Annotated in this window: 14 protein-coding genes; 8 read left to right on the forward strand and 6 right to left on the reverse strand. The window is 63.8% G+C overall.

What is annotated here, in order from left to right; all coding sequences use genetic code 11:
• Window positions 1-13: 13 nt before the first annotated feature.
• Window positions 14-499, reverse strand: coding sequence for a GNAT family N-acetyltransferase (locus tag Q6A48_RS17080; protein ID WP_304555311.1), 486 nt, complete (start codon window positions 497-499; stop codon window positions 14-16).
• A gap of 141 nt (window positions 500-640) precedes the next feature.
• On the opposite strand from Q6A48_RS17080, the gene Q6A48_RS17085 reads away from it, so the two are divergent.
• The 4 genes from Q6A48_RS17085 (at window position 641) to Q6A48_RS17100 (ending at window position 3,229) form a co-directional block, all read left to right on the forward strand.
• Complete coding sequence (locus Q6A48_RS17085) at window positions 641-1,075, forward strand: YybH family protein (protein WP_304555312.1); 435 nt, start codon at window positions 641-643, stop codon at window positions 1,073-1,075.
• A gap of 67 nt (window positions 1,076-1,142) precedes the next feature.
• Complete coding sequence (locus tag Q6A48_RS17090) at window positions 1,143-1,487, forward strand: YciI family protein (RefSeq protein WP_304555314.1); 345 nt, start codon at window positions 1,143-1,145, stop codon at window positions 1,485-1,487.
• A gap of 27 nt (window positions 1,488-1,514) precedes the next feature.
• Complete coding sequence (locus Q6A48_RS17095; protein ID WP_304555315.1) at window positions 1,515-1,991, forward strand: SRPBCC family protein; 477 nt, start codon at window positions 1,515-1,517, stop codon at window positions 1,989-1,991.
• Window positions 1,991-3,229 (forward strand): RNA polymerase sigma factor, encoded by a 1,239-nt coding sequence (locus Q6A48_RS17100; RefSeq protein ID WP_304555316.1) that lies wholly within the window; start codon window positions 1,991-1,993, stop codon window positions 3,227-3,229. The genes Q6A48_RS17095 and Q6A48_RS17100 overlap by 1 nt, the downstream gene beginning before the upstream one ends.
• Window positions 3,230-3,520: 291 nt before the next feature.
• On the opposite strand, the gene Q6A48_RS17105 is transcribed toward Q6A48_RS17100, so the two are convergent.
• From Q6A48_RS17105 to Q6A48_RS17125, 5 genes are all read right to left on the reverse strand, one after another.
• Entirely contained in the window at window positions 3,521-4,864 is a 1,344-nt protein-coding gene (locus Q6A48_RS17105) for an imelysin family protein (RefSeq protein WP_304555317.1), read from the reverse strand.
• Window positions 4,865-5,070: 206 nt separating this feature from the next.
• Window positions 5,071-7,122, reverse strand: coding sequence for a putative bifunctional diguanylate cyclase/phosphodiesterase (locus tag Q6A48_RS17110; RefSeq protein WP_304555318.1), 2,052 nt, complete (start codon window positions 7,120-7,122; stop codon window positions 5,071-5,073).
• 293 nt (window positions 7,123-7,415) lie between these two features.
• Window positions 7,416-8,012 (reverse strand): superoxide dismutase, encoded by a 597-nt coding sequence (locus Q6A48_RS17115; RefSeq protein WP_042729851.1) that lies wholly within the window; start codon window positions 8,010-8,012, stop codon window positions 7,416-7,418.
• A 175-nt stretch (window positions 8,013-8,187) separates the two neighbouring features.
• Window positions 8,188-8,790 (reverse strand): LysE/ArgO family amino acid transporter, encoded by a 603-nt coding sequence (locus Q6A48_RS17120; protein ID WP_304555321.1) that lies wholly within the window; start codon window positions 8,788-8,790, stop codon window positions 8,188-8,190.
• A gap of 5 nt (window positions 8,791-8,795) precedes the next feature.
• Complete coding sequence (locus Q6A48_RS17125) at window positions 8,796-9,197, reverse strand: ACT domain-containing protein (RefSeq protein WP_304555322.1); 402 nt, start codon at window positions 9,195-9,197, stop codon at window positions 8,796-8,798.
• Window positions 9,198-9,286: 89 nt separating this feature from the next.
• Between Q6A48_RS17125 and Q6A48_RS17130 the strand changes: the two genes are divergently transcribed.
• The 4 genes from Q6A48_RS17130 (at window position 9,287) to Q6A48_RS17145 (ending at window position 13,853) form a co-directional block, all read left to right on the forward strand.
• On the forward strand, window positions 9,287-10,186 hold the full coding sequence (locus Q6A48_RS17130; protein WP_304555323.1) for a LysR family transcriptional regulator ArgP: 900 nt from the start codon (window positions 9,287-9,289) through the stop codon (window positions 10,184-10,186).
• 89 nt (window positions 10,187-10,275) lie between these two features.
• Window positions 10,276-11,268: an NAD-dependent epimerase/dehydratase family protein gene (locus tag Q6A48_RS17135; RefSeq protein ID WP_304555324.1), complete on the forward strand. Its 993-nt coding sequence runs from the start codon at window positions 10,276-10,278 to the stop codon at window positions 11,266-11,268.
• Between the two features lie 106 nt (window positions 11,269-11,374).
• On the forward strand, window positions 11,375-12,253 hold the full coding sequence (locus Q6A48_RS17140; protein ID WP_304555325.1) for an ATPase: 879 nt from the start codon (window positions 11,375-11,377) through the stop codon (window positions 12,251-12,253).
• A 757-nt stretch (window positions 12,254-13,010) separates the two neighbouring features.
• Window positions 13,011-13,853: a cache domain-containing protein gene (locus Q6A48_RS17145; RefSeq protein ID WP_304555326.1), complete on the forward strand. Its 843-nt coding sequence runs from the start codon at window positions 13,011-13,013 to the stop codon at window positions 13,851-13,853.
• Window positions 13,854-13,957: the final 104 nt, after the last annotated feature.

Consider the following 13,957-nt stretch of genomic DNA (forward strand, 5'->3'; position numbering starts at 1 on the left):
GTTCATCGATTGTTCAAAAGAATAACCCCATTCGCCGCTCATAACCGATACGGCCCTTGTACGCCTCGCCGCTGTCGACCCAGCCCAGCCGGGTGTACAGGGCAATGGCCGCTTCGTTGTCGGCATCGACCGAAAGCTCCAGGCCCCTGATTTCCGGCCAGGCCGTTCGCGCCACAGCGGGCAGCGCCTCCAGGCAGGCCCGGCCGTAGCCTTTACCCTGGACCCGGTGATCGACTTGCAGGGCGTGCAACGTGGCGCTGTGTTCATTGGCCCAGGCGGGTAACACCGGCGGACGCTTGAGCAGCAGGAAAGCCACGGGCACGTCGGCGGCCACCAGGGCGAAGCCCTTGACCCCCGGGCCGGGCCTGGACAACAACGTGTGCAACGCACCGTGGATATCCCCGGCGAACCTGACCTGTCCCGGGTGGATTTCGATGGCTTCGACCTGTTTGCGTTGCCGCGGCGTGAGGGCTTCGTAGGGCACGAGTTGAGCGGTCACGAGAACGTCCATGGTTGGCCGGCAGGAAGGGCCCGGGATTCTAGCTTAATTTTTTCCTCGAATTATTTTTTCCGGGCTGTCGATTCGCCGTCGCTCCAGACGACAAAGGGTGTCTTCCACGAAAACCTGCGGAGAATCACCATGAATACCCAAGCCACCGAAACTGAAATCCAGGCCTTGATCGACACCTATCGCCAAGCGGTCATGAGCAAGGATGTCGAGAAAGTCATGGCGCTCTATGCCGAGGACATCGTCTCGTTCGATGCCATCCAGGCCCTGCAATTCAAGGGCAAGGCCGCCTACCGGGCACACTGGCAGGCCTGCATGCAAATGTGCCCCGGACCGCACAAGTTCGATTTCCACCAGCTCAAGATCACGCCCGCCGACAACATCGCCTTCGCCCACTGGCTGGCCTACTGCGGCGGCACCAACGACAAGGGCGAGGAGCAGGCCTGCTGGATGCGTGTGACGGCTTGCTACCAGCGCATGGCCGGCCAATGGAGGATTGTCCACGAGCACTGGTCGGCACCGTTCGACCCGATGGCCGGCACGGCGATCTTCGACCTGCAGCCCTGATCGTCGGTTTTTTCGCCAATTGTCTTTCTGCCGTCCATAGTTGATCAGTTCGATCACGGAGCTTGCCATGAAGTACCTATGCCTGGTCTACAGCAACGAACACACGCTGCACAACGCCCCTGACAGCCCGGAGGATGCCGAGTGCATGGCCTACGCCGAGTCGATCCAGGGCAGCGGGCGGATGATTGCCGCCGAGGCCCTGGAGTCGGTGCAGACCGCAACCACGGTGCGCATGCGCGGCGGCAAGCTGTCGATCACCGACGGTCCGTTCGCCGAGACCAAGGAGCAACTGGCGGGCTTCTACCTGATCGATGCGAAGGACCTGAACGAGGCCATCCAGGTCGCCGGCCACATTCCGGCGGCCCGGGTCGGCTGCGTCGAAGTGCGACCGGTGCGGCAACTGAACCCCTGAACAACAATCACAAACAGGATTTCATCCATGAACCTCACGCCAACCCCTCACGCGTTATCCATCAGTCGACTGATCGACGCCCCCCGCCAGAAGATTTTCCGTGCCTGGACCGAACCGGCCTTGCTGGTGCAGTGGTGGGGCCCCCATGGCATGACGACGCCGGAGTGCGAAATGGACCTGTGGGTCGGCGGCCAGTTTCGCACCTTGATGCGCGCGCCGGACGGCAGCGAGTACCCGACCCAGGGCGTGTTCCTGGACATCGTCGCACCCCGGCGGCTGGTGTTCACCGATGCGTTCTTGCCCGGCTGGATACCTTCGGGCAAAGCCTTCATGACCGCCGAAGTGGTGCTGGAGGAGGTCGGTGACCGGACCCGCTACACCGCTCGGGCATTGCATTGGAGCGAGGAGGATCGCCAGGCCCACGAGGCGATGGGCTTCCACGACGGCTGGGGCCAGAGCCTGGACCGCCTGGAAACCCTGGTCACCCAAGGCATGCCCGACTGATGCCGGGCGAGGCGGTCCAGGCTCGGGTCGAGCAGGTGTATCGGCAAGACTCGCGGCGCATCCTCGCCACGCTGATTCGCTTGCTGGGGGATTTCGACCTGGCGGAGGAGGCCTTGCACGAAGCCTTTTTCATCGCCGTCGAACGCTGGCAGCGCGACGGGGTGCCGGACAACCCGCGTGCCTGGCTGGTGTCGGCCGGGCGTTTCAAGGCCATCGACAGCTTGCGCCGGCGGGCGCGCTTCGCCGCGTCCAGGCCGATGCTGATCGCCCAGCTGGAGTCCCTGGAGCAGGCCGACTGGAGTGATGAAGACGTGGAAGACGATCGCCTGCGGCTGATTTTCACCTGCTGCCATCCCGCGCTGGCCGCCGATGCCCAAGTGCCGTTGACGTTGCGTGAGGTCTGCGACCTGACCACCGAGGAAATCGCCCGGGCGTTCCTTGCCGCCCCGGCGGCCATTGCCCAGCGCATCGTGCGGGCCAAGGCGAAGATCCGTGACGCGAAAATTCCCTATCAGGTGCCGTCCCGCGCGGAACTGCCCGAGCGCCTGGACAGTGTGCTGCGGGTGATTTACCTGGTGTTCAACGAGGGCTACTCCGCCTCGATCGGCGCCGAGCTGACCCGCGAAGACCTGACCCGCGAAGCCATCCGGCTCGGCCGCCTGCTCCTGGAGTTGTTGCCCGAAGCCGAGGTCATGGGCTTGTTGGCGTTGATGCTGCTGCACGAATCCCGGCGCCCGGCGCGCACGTCGTCGACGGGCGAGCTGGTCCTGCTGGATGAGCAGGATCGATCCGCGTGGGATGCCGGGCTGATTGCCGAAGGCTGTGCCTTGGTGGAAGCGGCGCTGGGCACCCGACGGTTCGGACCGTATTGCCTGCAAGCGGCGATCGCGGCGGTGCACGCCGAAGCACCGACGGCCGAGGACACCGACTGGCCGCAAATCGTCGGGCTCTACGACGTGCTGCTGCGCGCCGTGCCGTCCCCGGTGATCGAACTCAACCGCGCCGCCGCCTTGGCCAAGCGTGACGGACCGGAAGCAGGCTTGCGCCTGGTCGAGGCGATCCTGGGGCGCGGGGTGTTGCTCGACTATCACCTGGCCTACTCGGCGCAGGCAGAATTCTGTCGCCAACTGGGACGATTGGACGAGGCGAGGGCGGCGTATCGACGCGCGCTTGAGTTGACGCAGCAACTGCCGGAACGACGGTTCATTGAAGCCAGGCTCTCCGGGTTGCAGCACTGAACGACAGTGAGGCCCCTTTGTGGGAGCGAGCTTGCTCGCGATAGCGGAAGAGCGGACACATCGATGTCGACTGACAAGCCCCCATCGCGAGCAAGCTCGCTCCCACAAGGGAATTGATGACTGATCGCGCACTTTCGAACCCCGCAAACCACTGTGGGAGCGAGCTTGCTCGCGATAGCGGTGGACCAGCCGACATCAATGTCGACTGATAGACCCCTATCGCGAGCAAGCCCGCTCCCACAGGTTTTGTGGCTTGGCTGGCTGTGTTAACCCTCAGCCAGCCAATGTCGATCAGAACTCGTGATCGGCGTTGTCCGGGTTCAGGTCGCTGATACCCAGTTTGCCAGCCGCTTGTTCGATCGAGCCGGTCTGCTTGACCAGTGCGGCGATGGCGTCGCGTACGATCTGGTTGCCGGCGGTGTTGCCGGCGGCGATCAGTTGGTCGTAGTGCTCACCCTTGTTGGCGTGGTCGACCATGACCTGGATCTTGGCTTCGGTGTCGGCCAGGTCGGCCTTCAGGGCGGTGTCCGCCGCCGGGTCGGCCTTGGCGACCAGGGACGACAGGCTGGCACCGGTCATCTTGGTGCCGTCGACGCGGGTGTACTCGCCCAGGTACACGTTACGCACGCCCTTGGCGTCGTAGAAGTGCGAGTTGTGGGTGTTGTCGCTGAAGCAATCCTGCTCGTCTTCTGGCGAGTTGGCCTCCAGGGACACCTTCATGCGCTCGCCCGCCAGTTCACCCAGGGACAGGCTGCCCATGCCGAACAGCATCTTGCGCAGGCCGCTTTCAGCCGGTTCCGATTCCAGGGTGGCGCGGTAGTTGTCGGCCACGTTCGGTTTCCAGTTGCCGACCATCTCGTCCAGGTCGTTGACCAGCAGTTGGGTCACGGCCTTGAGGTAGGCGCGACGACGGTCGTTGTGGCCACCGGTGGCGCCGGCGCCTTGCAGGTAGTCGGAGGCCGGGCGGTTGCCGGCACCCGGACCGGTGCCGTTGAGGTCCTGGCCCCACAGCAGGAATTCGATGGCGTGGTAGCCGGTGGCGACGTTGGCCTCGGAACCGCCCAGCTCGTTCAGGCTGGCGAGTTTTTCCGGGGTGATGTCCTTGACGTCGACCTTGTCCTCACCCACCTGGACTTCAGTGTTGGCGATGATGTTGGCGGTGGCGCCCGGGTTGCCCAGGGCATGTTCGTAGGATTTGTCGACGTAGTCGATCAGGCCTTCATCCAGGGGCCAGGCGTTCACCTGGCCCTCCCAGTCGTCGATGATGGTATTGCCGAAACGGAACACTTCGCTCTGCAGGTAAGGCACGCGTGCGGCGACCCAGGCAGCGCGGGCGGCGCCCAGGGTCTCGGCGTTCGGCTTGGCCAGGAACGCGTCGACGGCGGTTTGCAGGGTTTTCGCCGTGGATTGCGCATCGCTGTAGACGGCATAGACGATGTCGGCGTAGTGCGCGACAACGGCCTTGGCGGCGGCTTCGTCGACTTTGCCGCTGGCAGCCGGGGCGACCGGTGCCGCAGTGCTGGCGGCAGGCGTTGGCGCTTGCGGCGCGGCGGCCTTGTCTTTGCCTTCGCCGCAACCGGCGAGGGAAATAGCGATGGCCAGCAGACTGGCGGTAGCCAGAGGCATACGAATCATGGCGAACATCCTGCTTCGGAAATGGATGGGACAGGCGCGAGGGTGCGCAAAAGCTGCGACATAATGCGAAAGATTTGCATTATGTGTAAAGGGTTGCGGCTGTAAATATTTCTTATTTAATCAACGCGGATGCAGACTTCGACTGCCCTTACAGAGCAGTCTCGATCCGTTGTAGGAAATGTTGAAGGCAGCGAGGGGGGAAGTCGTCAGAGGATGGAGGCCTTGCTGCGCTCCGCCTGCTTCAAGTAAGCGCCCAGTTCCCGCGCCGGCAGGGGCTTGCTGTAGTAGTAGCCCTGACCTTCGTGGCAGCCCTCGGCGATGATGTAGGCTTCCTGCTCGACCGTCTCGACGCCTTCGGCGATGACTTGCATCCCCAGGCTTTTGCCGAGCTGGATGATCGCCCGGACGATGGTCGCGTCGTCCTCGTCTTCGAGCAGGTCCTGGACGAAGCTCTTGTCGATCTTGATCTTGTCCAGCGGCAGGCTCTTGAGGTAGCTCAGGGACGAATAGCCCGTCCCGAAGTCGTCGATGGCGATCAGCGCGCCGGAGCGACGCAGGCTCAGCAGGTGCTGGGCCGCGGTGGTGATGTCTTCCATCAGGCCGGTCTCGGTGACCTCCAGCTCCAGGCTGCGAGGCGGCAGCCGGTACATCTGCAGGAGGTTGTTCACCACCCGTGGCAGCTCCGCATGGTGCAGTTGCACCGTCGACAGGTTGACCGCCATGCGCAGGTGGGTGAAACCCTGGTCGTGCCATTCGCGCAGCTGCCGGCAAGCCTGGTCCAGCACCCATTCGCCGATGGCGATGATGGTGCCGTTCTGTTCGGCCAGGGGAATGAACAGGTCCGGCGGCACCAGGCCGTGTTCGGGATGATGCCAGCGGATCAGCGCCTCGGTGCCCACCACCTGCAGGTCGCGGTAGCTGACTTGCGGCTGGTACACCAGGGTGAATTGCTCGCGGACCAGGGCTTCGCGCAGGTCTTTTTCCAGTTCGCGGCGCCGCCGCATCTCGCTGTCGACACTGGCGATGTAGAACTGGTAGCGATTGCGCGAACGGGTCTTGGCCAGGGTCATGGTCTGTTCGGCTTTCTGCAGCAGTTTCTCGGTGCTGTCGCCGTCTTCGGGAAAGAGGGTGATGCCGATGGTCGCCCGTAGCCGGATCCCGTGGTCGTCGAGGGCGAACGGCGCTTCCAGGTCGTCGAGGATGCTCTGGGCCAGCTCGGCGGCTTCGTAGGGTTGTTCGATGTCGGCCTGGACCAGGGCGAACTGGTCGCCCCCCAGTCGCGCCAGGGCGCCGAGACGGCCGCTGTGGGCCCGCAGCCGGTCGGCGAGGGCGAGCAGCAACTGGTCGCCGGTCTGGTAGCTGAACTGCTCGTTGATGCCCTTGAAGTCATCCAGCCCGACGCACAGCACCGCCACCCGACGTTGCAGGCGGCCGGCGTCCACCAGGATCTTGTCCAGTTGCTGTTGCAATTGCTGGCGATTGGGCAGGCCGGTGAGGAAATCGTACTGGGCCATGCGCAGCAGGCTGTTTTCCGCTTCGTGGCGCAGGTGCGTGTTGCGCTCGATGGATTCGAGCAACTGGTTGGCGGTGTTGATCCACAGCCCCAGTTCGTTCTGTTCGTGACCGCGCAGTTGCGGGATCTTGTGGGCGCTGGGGCGATCGGGGTTGATTTCGGTCAGGTGCTCGATGATCCGCGACAACGGCTTGGTCAGCAGCCAGTGATAGACCAGGTACAGCACCAGGCCCATGGCCAGGGCCCGCAGCATGCCGGAAATGAAGATGATCACCGAGCTGACGATGAAGCTCTCGCCGTAGGTGGCGGTGTCGAGGGTGATGCTCAGGTCGCCGTAGTACTCGCTGTACGGCCCGCGTCCTACCAGCTGGGTGGTGAAGGTGCGTTCCTTGCCCAGGATCAGGTCGGTCAGCCAGCGGCTCTCGGAGGCCTGCAAGGCGCGGCTCTTTTCGGCGAGCATGGTTTCGCGGGGGTGGCCGATGGAGGCCATGCGCACGGCCTTGTCCTGGAACAGGCCTTCGATCACCTGCATGCCCATTTCCCGGTCCAGGCTGTAGACGGCCTGGGTCGAGGGATCGCGGAACATGTCGAGGATACGCTGGGCGTCGTTGGCAACCGCCTGGTTGGTTTTGTAGGCATCGAACACGATCTGGGCGCAGCTCAAGACCACACCAACGATCAATGCCGAGAGGAGCACGACCCGGAGCAACTTCACAGACAAGCTGTTCTTGAGTTCCAGCTTCAAAGAGTGGTTCCTTGTTTCGTGCGAGTAGCGTCAAGTTGCCATGAGTATTGGCAATCCTGTGATGTCAGTCAAAGGGACAATCAAACACTACGGTTTTCGCCGGTAAACGTGGCCGATGGAAGGTTCTTTCAGAGTGATTGCTCTACGGTCATTGTGTCGGTTGGAAGGGGCCGCACTTGAGGCCTTTCGGGAATTTTTATTGGTTTCAGGACGCACGGTGGCCTGGCGCCCAGAGGGTTGGCGCAGGCAAAAAAAACCCGGCAAGTGCCGGGTTCCTTTGTCTGGCGACGGGCTCAGGCGGTGAAGGTCTTGCCTTCGAACTGCTCGGCCACGAATTTCCAGTTGACCAGGTTCCAGAACGCTTCGACGTATTTCGGACGAACGTTGCGGTAGTCGATGTAGTAGGCGTGTTCCCAGACGTCGCAGGTCAGCAGCGGGGTGTCGCCGCTGGTCAGCGGGTTGCCGGCGCCGATGGTGCTGGCCAGGGCCAGGGAGCCGTCGGCCTTTTTCACCAGCCAGCCCCAGCCGGAGCCGAAGGTGCCGATGGAAGTCTTGCTGAACTCTTCCTTGAACTTGTCGAACGAACCGAAGGCCTTGTTGATGGCCTCGGCCAGCGCGCCGGTCGGTTCGCCGCCGGCGTTTGGCGCCAGACAGTTCCAGTAGAAGGTGTGGTTCCAGACCTGAGCGGCGTTGTTGAAGATACCGCCCGAGGAAGTCTTGACGATTTCCTCCAGGGTCTTGCCTTCGAACTCGGTGCCAGGTACCAGGTTGTTCAGGTTCACGACATAGGTGTTGTGGTGCTTGTCGTGGTGGTATTCGAGCGTTTCTTTGGAGATGTGCGGCTGCAGTGCATCGTGTGGGTAGGGCAGCGGCGGCAATTCGAAAGCCATGGTGATTCTCCTAATCAGGTCAGTTGCGGTGAGCGCAAGGCCGATCACGGGCGGCCCGACTTGCGCCGGGGAGTTTGTACTCTTTGCGGCGCAGGAGTCGGATCATAGCACCGGGGGTGCGGCATAACCACGCAACAACTGTGTGGGATAGAGGTTCCAGAGCGGTTTGGAATATTCAGCCGCTGACGATCAATTGCCCGGCCACGGTGAACATCATCGTCGCGACCAGCAGGTCGAGGATTCGCCAGGTCGCCGGGCGCGCCAGCCACGGGGCCAGCCACGCGGCACCGAAGGCGAGGGTCAGGAACCACAGCAGCGAAGCACTCGCCGCCCCGACCACATAGGCGCCGGGCACGCTCTGCTGGGCACCGAGGGAACCGATCAGCAACACGGTGTCGAGGTACACGTGGGGGTTGAGCAGCGTCACCGCCAGCGCGCTGAGCAGCACCGCCCGCAGGGACCGCACGGCCTGGTTCTGGCCCTGCTGCAGGCTCTGTTTCGAACAGGCCCGGCGCAACGCCTGGCTGCCATACCACAGCAGGAATGCGGCACCGCCCCAGCGGGCGATCGACAGCAGCAGCGGGCTCTGGGCCAGCAGCGTCGCCAGGCCGAAGACGCCCGCCGCGACCAGCAGCGCATCACAAGTGATGCACAGGGCGGCCACCGGCAAGTGATGCTCGCGGCGCAGGCTCTGGGCCAGGACGAACGCGTTCTGGGCGCCGATGGCCATGATCAGCCCGAGGGCCATCAGCAGCCCGTTCATATAGCTCTGCCACATGGTCGTCACTCCCCGTTCGCCGCCAGTCGTTCGAGCACCGCCATGGCTCGCCCGGCATCGTCACGCCCGACGAACAGATGGTCGTGGTAGTAGCCAGCGATGACGTTGCAACTGATCCCGGCATTGCCCAGCGCCGTGGCGAAGGCGGCGGTCAGGCCGACGGCCTGCAATGCCGAGTGCACGTTGAGGGTGATCCAGGCGGCGACGTAGTCGAAGCCCAGCCCGGCCTTCTGCGCCTGGGATCTTTCCAGGATGACGGTCAATCCTTCTCGTTCGAGAAAACTGCCGACGATGTCGATGCCAGCCGGCACCTGGCGGTCGGGCAGGCAGCAGAATACGTACTCGCCCTGGTTGAGCTGGGGGCTCATGCTGCGGATCAGGGTGGTCAATGATGTTTCGCCAGGCATGGCTCGCTCCTTCAAATGATGCTGGCCATTTTCCGGTGCCGCGCTGTATAAGAAAAACCAATCCTGCTGATTGCTCATTAGGAAAACTGATGTTCGACTACAAGTTGCTTTCCGCGTTGGCCGCCGTGGTCGAGCAGGCCGGCTTCGAGCGGGCTGCCCAGGTGCTGGGACTGTCGCAGTCGGCCATTTCCCAGCGGATCAAGTTGCTGGAAGCGCGGGTCGGGCAACCGGTCCTGGTGCGTGCGACGCCGCCGGCTCCCACGGAGATCGGTCGCCGGCTGCTCAACCATGTGCAACAGGTGCGCTTGCTGGAACGTGACCTGCAAAGCCTGGTGCCGGCGTTGGACGAGGAAGGCCTGCCCGAGCGGCTGCGCATCGCCTTGAACGCCGACAGCCTGGCGACCTGGTGGGCGGTGGCCGTGAGTGATTTCTGCGCCGAACAGCACGTGCTGCTCGACCTGGTGGTGGAGGACCAGACCGTCGGGCTCAAGCGCATGCGCGCGGGCGAAGTGGCCGCCTGTGTCTGCGCCAGCGAACGTCCGGTGGCCGGTGCGCGTAGCGTCTTGCTGGGCGCCATGCGTTACCGCGCACTGGCCAGCCCGGCATTCATCGCCCGGCACTTCCCCGACGGCGTGCGCGCCGATCAACTGGCCCGCACGCCAGCCCTGGTGTTCGGCCCGGATGATTTCCTGCAGCACCGCTACCTCGCGTCCCTGGGCGTCGAGGGCGGTTTCGAACACCATTTGTGCCCGTCGTCCGAAGGCTTTATCCGCCTTGCCGAAGCCGGTCTCGGCTGGGGGCTGGTGCCCGAGTTGCAAATGCGCGAACAGCTGGCCCAGGGCACGCTGGTGGAGTTGCTGGCAGATAAACCGATCGATGTGCCGCTGTACTGGCATCATTGGCGCAATGGCGGACAGTTGCTCGGGATGTTGACCGACCAATTGATCCGTTCCTCTGGGCAGTGGCTGGTGCCTTGGGCGCCGCCATAGGCGTCAAGCTGCAGGTCGCAAGCGACGCACAGATCAATTCGCAGGTTGTTGCAGCGTGAGGCTCGTAACCGCACTTCCAAGGAGCATGCATGAAAATTCTGGTTACCGGCGCGAGCGGCTTCATCGGCGGGCGCTTTGCGCGTTTCGCCCTGGAGCAGGGCCTGGATGTACGGGTCACCGGCCGCCGGGCCGAGAGCGTGGAGCACCTGGTGCGTCGCGGTGCGCAGTTTGTCCAGGGTGACCTGGGCGATCCGCTGTTGGCGCGCGACCTGTGCGTGGACATCGACGCGGTGGTGCATTGCGCCGGTTCGGTGGGCCTGTGGGGACGTTACCAGGATTTCCACCAGGGCAATGTCGAAGTCACCGAGAATGTCGTCGAGGCTTGCCTCAAGCAGAAGGTCCGTCGGCTGGTCCACCTGTCGTCGCCTTCCATCTATTTCGACGGCCACGACCACCTCGGGTTGACGGAAGACCAGGTGCCCAAGCGCTTCAAGCATCCGTACGCCGCCACCAAGTACCTGGCCGAGCAGAAGGTCTTCGGTGCCCAGGAGTTCGGCCTCGAAGTGCTGGCCCTGCGTCCGCGCTTCGTCACCGGCGCCGGCGACATGAGCATTTTCCCGCGCCTGCTGAAGATGCAGCGCAAGGGGCGCCTGGCCATCGTCGGCAATGGCTTGAATACCGTGGATTTCACCAGCGTGCAGAACCTCAACGAGGCGCTGCTCAGCAGTCTGCTCGCCACCGGTTCGGCCCTGGGCAAGGCCTACAACATCAGCAACGGGACACCGGTCCCGCTGTGGGATGTGGTCAATTACGTGATGCGCCAGATGCAAGTCCCACAGGTCAGGCGTTACCGTTCCTACGGGTTGGCTTATAGTGTCGCAGCCCTGAACGAAGGCTTCTGCCGGTTATGGCCGGGTCGTCCCGAACCGACGCTGTCGCGCCTGGGGATGCAGGTCATGGCCAGGCACTTCACCCTGGACATCAGCCGGGCCCGGCAGTACCTCGATTATGATCCGCAGGTGAGCCTGTGGACCGCGCTCGATGAGTTCTGTGCCTGGTGGAAAGCCCAGGATGCCCGCTGATCGGCCCGTCATGAACCGAGTGCCGGGTTCGGGGTCAATCGGTGCGGCGGGCGAGGGGGTTATACTCGCCGCACCCCAGCCATCACCGGTTTCCAAAGGTTGAACCATGCCCATGCGTAACGATGCCAACGACGACTTCGACGATGTACCGAGCCTGCGGATGCGCGCCGACATCCCCGATGACGATGACTTCCCGACCAGCCGCCCGGCCCACGCGCAGGCGCGGCCGGCGCCGGTGGCCGCGGCCCGGGTCAAGGGCCCGAGCACCGGGCCGCTGTGGGCGTTGATCGGTGCGTTGGTGTGTGCGTTCGGCTTCCTGGCCTGGTGGAGTTTCCAGCAGATTTCCCTGATGGAGCAGCAACTGGTGGCGACCCAGGAAAGCTTCGCGCGGATCAGCGAGGACGCGGCCGGGCGGCTGCAGGATATTTCCGGCAAGGTGGTGGCCGGGCAGTCCAACGTCATGAGCGACAGCGAGGCCTTGAAACTGCAGCTCAAGCAACTGGAAGGCAAGCTCCAGGACCAGGCCCGGCAATTCGACGGCAAGCTGCAGGAGCAGTACAAGTTGCAGCAGGCCACGTTCGGTCCGTCCGCCGACCTGGACAAGGAATTGGCCCAGCTGATTGCCCAGGCCACTGAACAGCAGAACATCAGCACCCAGTTGCAAGCGTCCAACAAGGAGCTGCAGGCCCAGGTCAAGGCGCTGGCGGCTGAAGTGACGACCCTGAAGAACCAGGGCGAGGGTGGTGCTCTGGATGCCCAGCTCAAGAGCATCGGCGCTGACATCACGGCCCTGAAGAAAGCCACCTCCAACTCCGCCCTGGAACGCCTGGAGCAGGACGTGATCGTCCTCAAGAGCCAGCAGGACAATGGCGGCGGCAACACCGCCGAGTTCGACGCCTTCCGTGGCCAGGTCACCCGCAACATCAACACCCTGCAAGCCCAGATCCAGCACCTGCAACAGCAACTCAGCGCTCGCGCCCAGTAAAACCTGTGGCCGCCAAGCGGTGGGAGCGAGCCTGCTCGCGAAAGCGCTGGTTCAGCCGCCGATGATGTTGGCTGGAAGGACGCCTTCGCGAGCAGGCTCGCTCCCACCGTGGTCTTGAGGTGCCATCGGGCATCACATCCACCACCATCCCGTGTGGGAGCGAGCCTGCTCGCGAACGCGGTGGGTCAGCCGCCGACGATGTTGACTGGAAGGACGCCTTCGCGAGCAAGCCCGCTCCCACCGTGGTCTTGAGGTGTCATCGGGCACCACGTCCACCACCATCCCTTGTGGGAGCGAGCCTGCTCGCGAAAGCGCTGGGTCAGCCACCAATGATGTTGACTGGAAGGACGCCTTCGCGAGCAAGCCCGCTCCCACCGTGGTCTTGAGGTGTCATCGGGCACCACGTCCACCACCATCCCGTGTGGGGGCGAGCCTGCTCGCGAACGCGGTGGGTCAGCCGCCGATGATGTTGGCTGGAAGGACGCCTTCGCGAGCAAGCCCGCTCCCACCGTGGTCTTGAGGTGTCATCGGGCACCACGTCCACCACCATCCCTTGTGGGAGCGAGCTTGCTCGCGAAAGCGGTGGGTCAGCCGCCGATGATGTTGGCTGGAAGGACGCCGTCGCGAGCAAGCTCGCTCCCACCGTTCCTCGGTACCTGCACGGCCTGCATTCCCTGCACCGCGCCTTGCTGAATGCTTCCACATCACCCCATGCCAGCTACGCTCTTGGAAAACCAACAAGAACGAGGGCGCGCGTATGGGGTGTTTTCGCAAGATGGCTTGGCTGGGCGCGGTGCTGCTACTGGGGCTGGCGCAGGTTCATGCCGCGACGGAGGAGGATGGCCAGGCGGCCCGGGCGCTGCTGGAAAGGGCCTTGGCCTATTACCACGACAACGGCGACAAGGCGTTTGCGGCGTTCAGCCGGCAAGGGGAGTTCGTCGATGAGGATCGCTACGTCTTCGTGGTGGATATCCGGGGCGTAATGCTCGCCAGCGGCGGGCCTTCCTCGGCGCTGATCGGCCGGGATGTGTCCGAAGTGCTCGGGCCAGACCTGCGCAGGGCGTTCAAGGACGCCTTGAAGACCCCCGAGGGCAGCGGTATCCAGCAGGCTGAATATCGCTGGCAGAACTGGGCGGATGGCAAAGTCGAGCGCAAGCATGTGTATTTCCAGCGGGTCGGCGAGCGAATCCTCGCGGTCGGCTACTACCTGCCACGGGCTTCGGCGGAGCAGGCCCGGGCGTTGCTGGACAAGGCGTCCAACGACCTGCAGAAGGACGAGAAAGCCACGCTGATGGCGATCAACGGCCTGAAGGGCGGGTACTTGCAGGATGACCTGTATGTCTTCGTGGTGGACCTCGTGACCCGACGGTATGTCGCCCACGGCACCAACCTGCGGTTGGTCAACACCGATTTCGCCAAGGTCAAGGACCCGGCCGGCAAGCCGGTGGGCGAGCCGATCCTGGCCATGATCGGCAAGCAACCCACGGGGGAATACACCTATCGCTGGAAGAACCCGGTCACCGGCAAGGTCGAGGACAAGCACGCGTACCTGAAGAAGGTCGGGCATTTCCTGGTGGCGGTGGGGTACTACAGCCCTTGAGGCCAAGGTGTGTCGCATCGAGCATTGTGGCGAGGGCGCTTGCTCCCGCTGGGCTGCGAAGCGGCCCCTTTTTCCGAAGGAGCGCTTCGCACTCTAGCGGGAGC

The organism is Pseudomonas citrullilanati (assembly GCF_030580855.1).
In the GTDB taxonomy this organism is placed as follows: domain Bacteria; phylum Pseudomonadota; class Gammaproteobacteria; order Pseudomonadales; family Pseudomonadaceae; genus Aquipseudomonas; species Aquipseudomonas citrulli.

Excerpts from the sequence above, each read along its gene's own strand:
- Q6A48_RS17085 (WP_304555312.1), top strand. The coding sequence starts at position 641 with ATGAATACCCAAGCCACCGAAACTGAAATCCAGGCCTTGATCGACACC.
- Q6A48_RS17100 (WP_304555316.1), top strand. The coding sequence starts at position 1,991 with ATGCCGGGCGAGGCGGTCCAGGCTCGGGTCGAGCAGGTGTATCGGCAA.
- Q6A48_RS17095 (WP_304555315.1), top strand. The coding sequence starts at position 1,515 with ATGAACCTCACGCCAACCCCTCACGCGTTATCCATCAGTCGACTGATC.
- Q6A48_RS17115 (WP_042729851.1), bottom strand. The coding sequence starts at position 8,012 with ATGGCTTTCGAATTGCCGCCGCTGCCCTACCCACACGATGCACTGCAG.
- Q6A48_RS17120 (WP_304555321.1), bottom strand. The coding sequence starts at position 8,790 with ATGTGGCAGAGCTATATGAACGGGCTGCTGATGGCCCTCGGGCTGATC.
- Q6A48_RS17145 (WP_304555326.1), top strand. The coding sequence starts at position 13,011 with ATGGGGTGTTTTCGCAAGATGGCTTGGCTGGGCGCGGTGCTGCTACTG.
- Q6A48_RS17130 (WP_304555323.1), top strand. The coding sequence starts at position 9,287 with ATGTTCGACTACAAGTTGCTTTCCGCGTTGGCCGCCGTGGTCGAGCAG.
- Q6A48_RS17105 (WP_304555317.1), bottom strand. The coding sequence starts at position 4,864 with ATGATTCGTATGCCTCTGGCTACCGCCAGTCTGCTGGCCATCGCTATT.
- Q6A48_RS17125 (WP_304555322.1), bottom strand. The coding sequence starts at position 9,197 with ATGCCTGGCGAAACATCATTGACCACCCTGATCCGCAGCATGAGCCCC.
- Q6A48_RS17140 (WP_304555325.1), top strand. The coding sequence starts at position 11,375 with ATGCCCATGCGTAACGATGCCAACGACGACTTCGACGATGTACCGAGC.
- Q6A48_RS17090 (WP_304555314.1), top strand. The coding sequence starts at position 1,143 with ATGAAGTACCTATGCCTGGTCTACAGCAACGAACACACGCTGCACAAC.
- Q6A48_RS17135 (WP_304555324.1), top strand. The coding sequence starts at position 10,276 with ATGAAAATTCTGGTTACCGGCGCGAGCGGCTTCATCGGCGGGCGCTTT.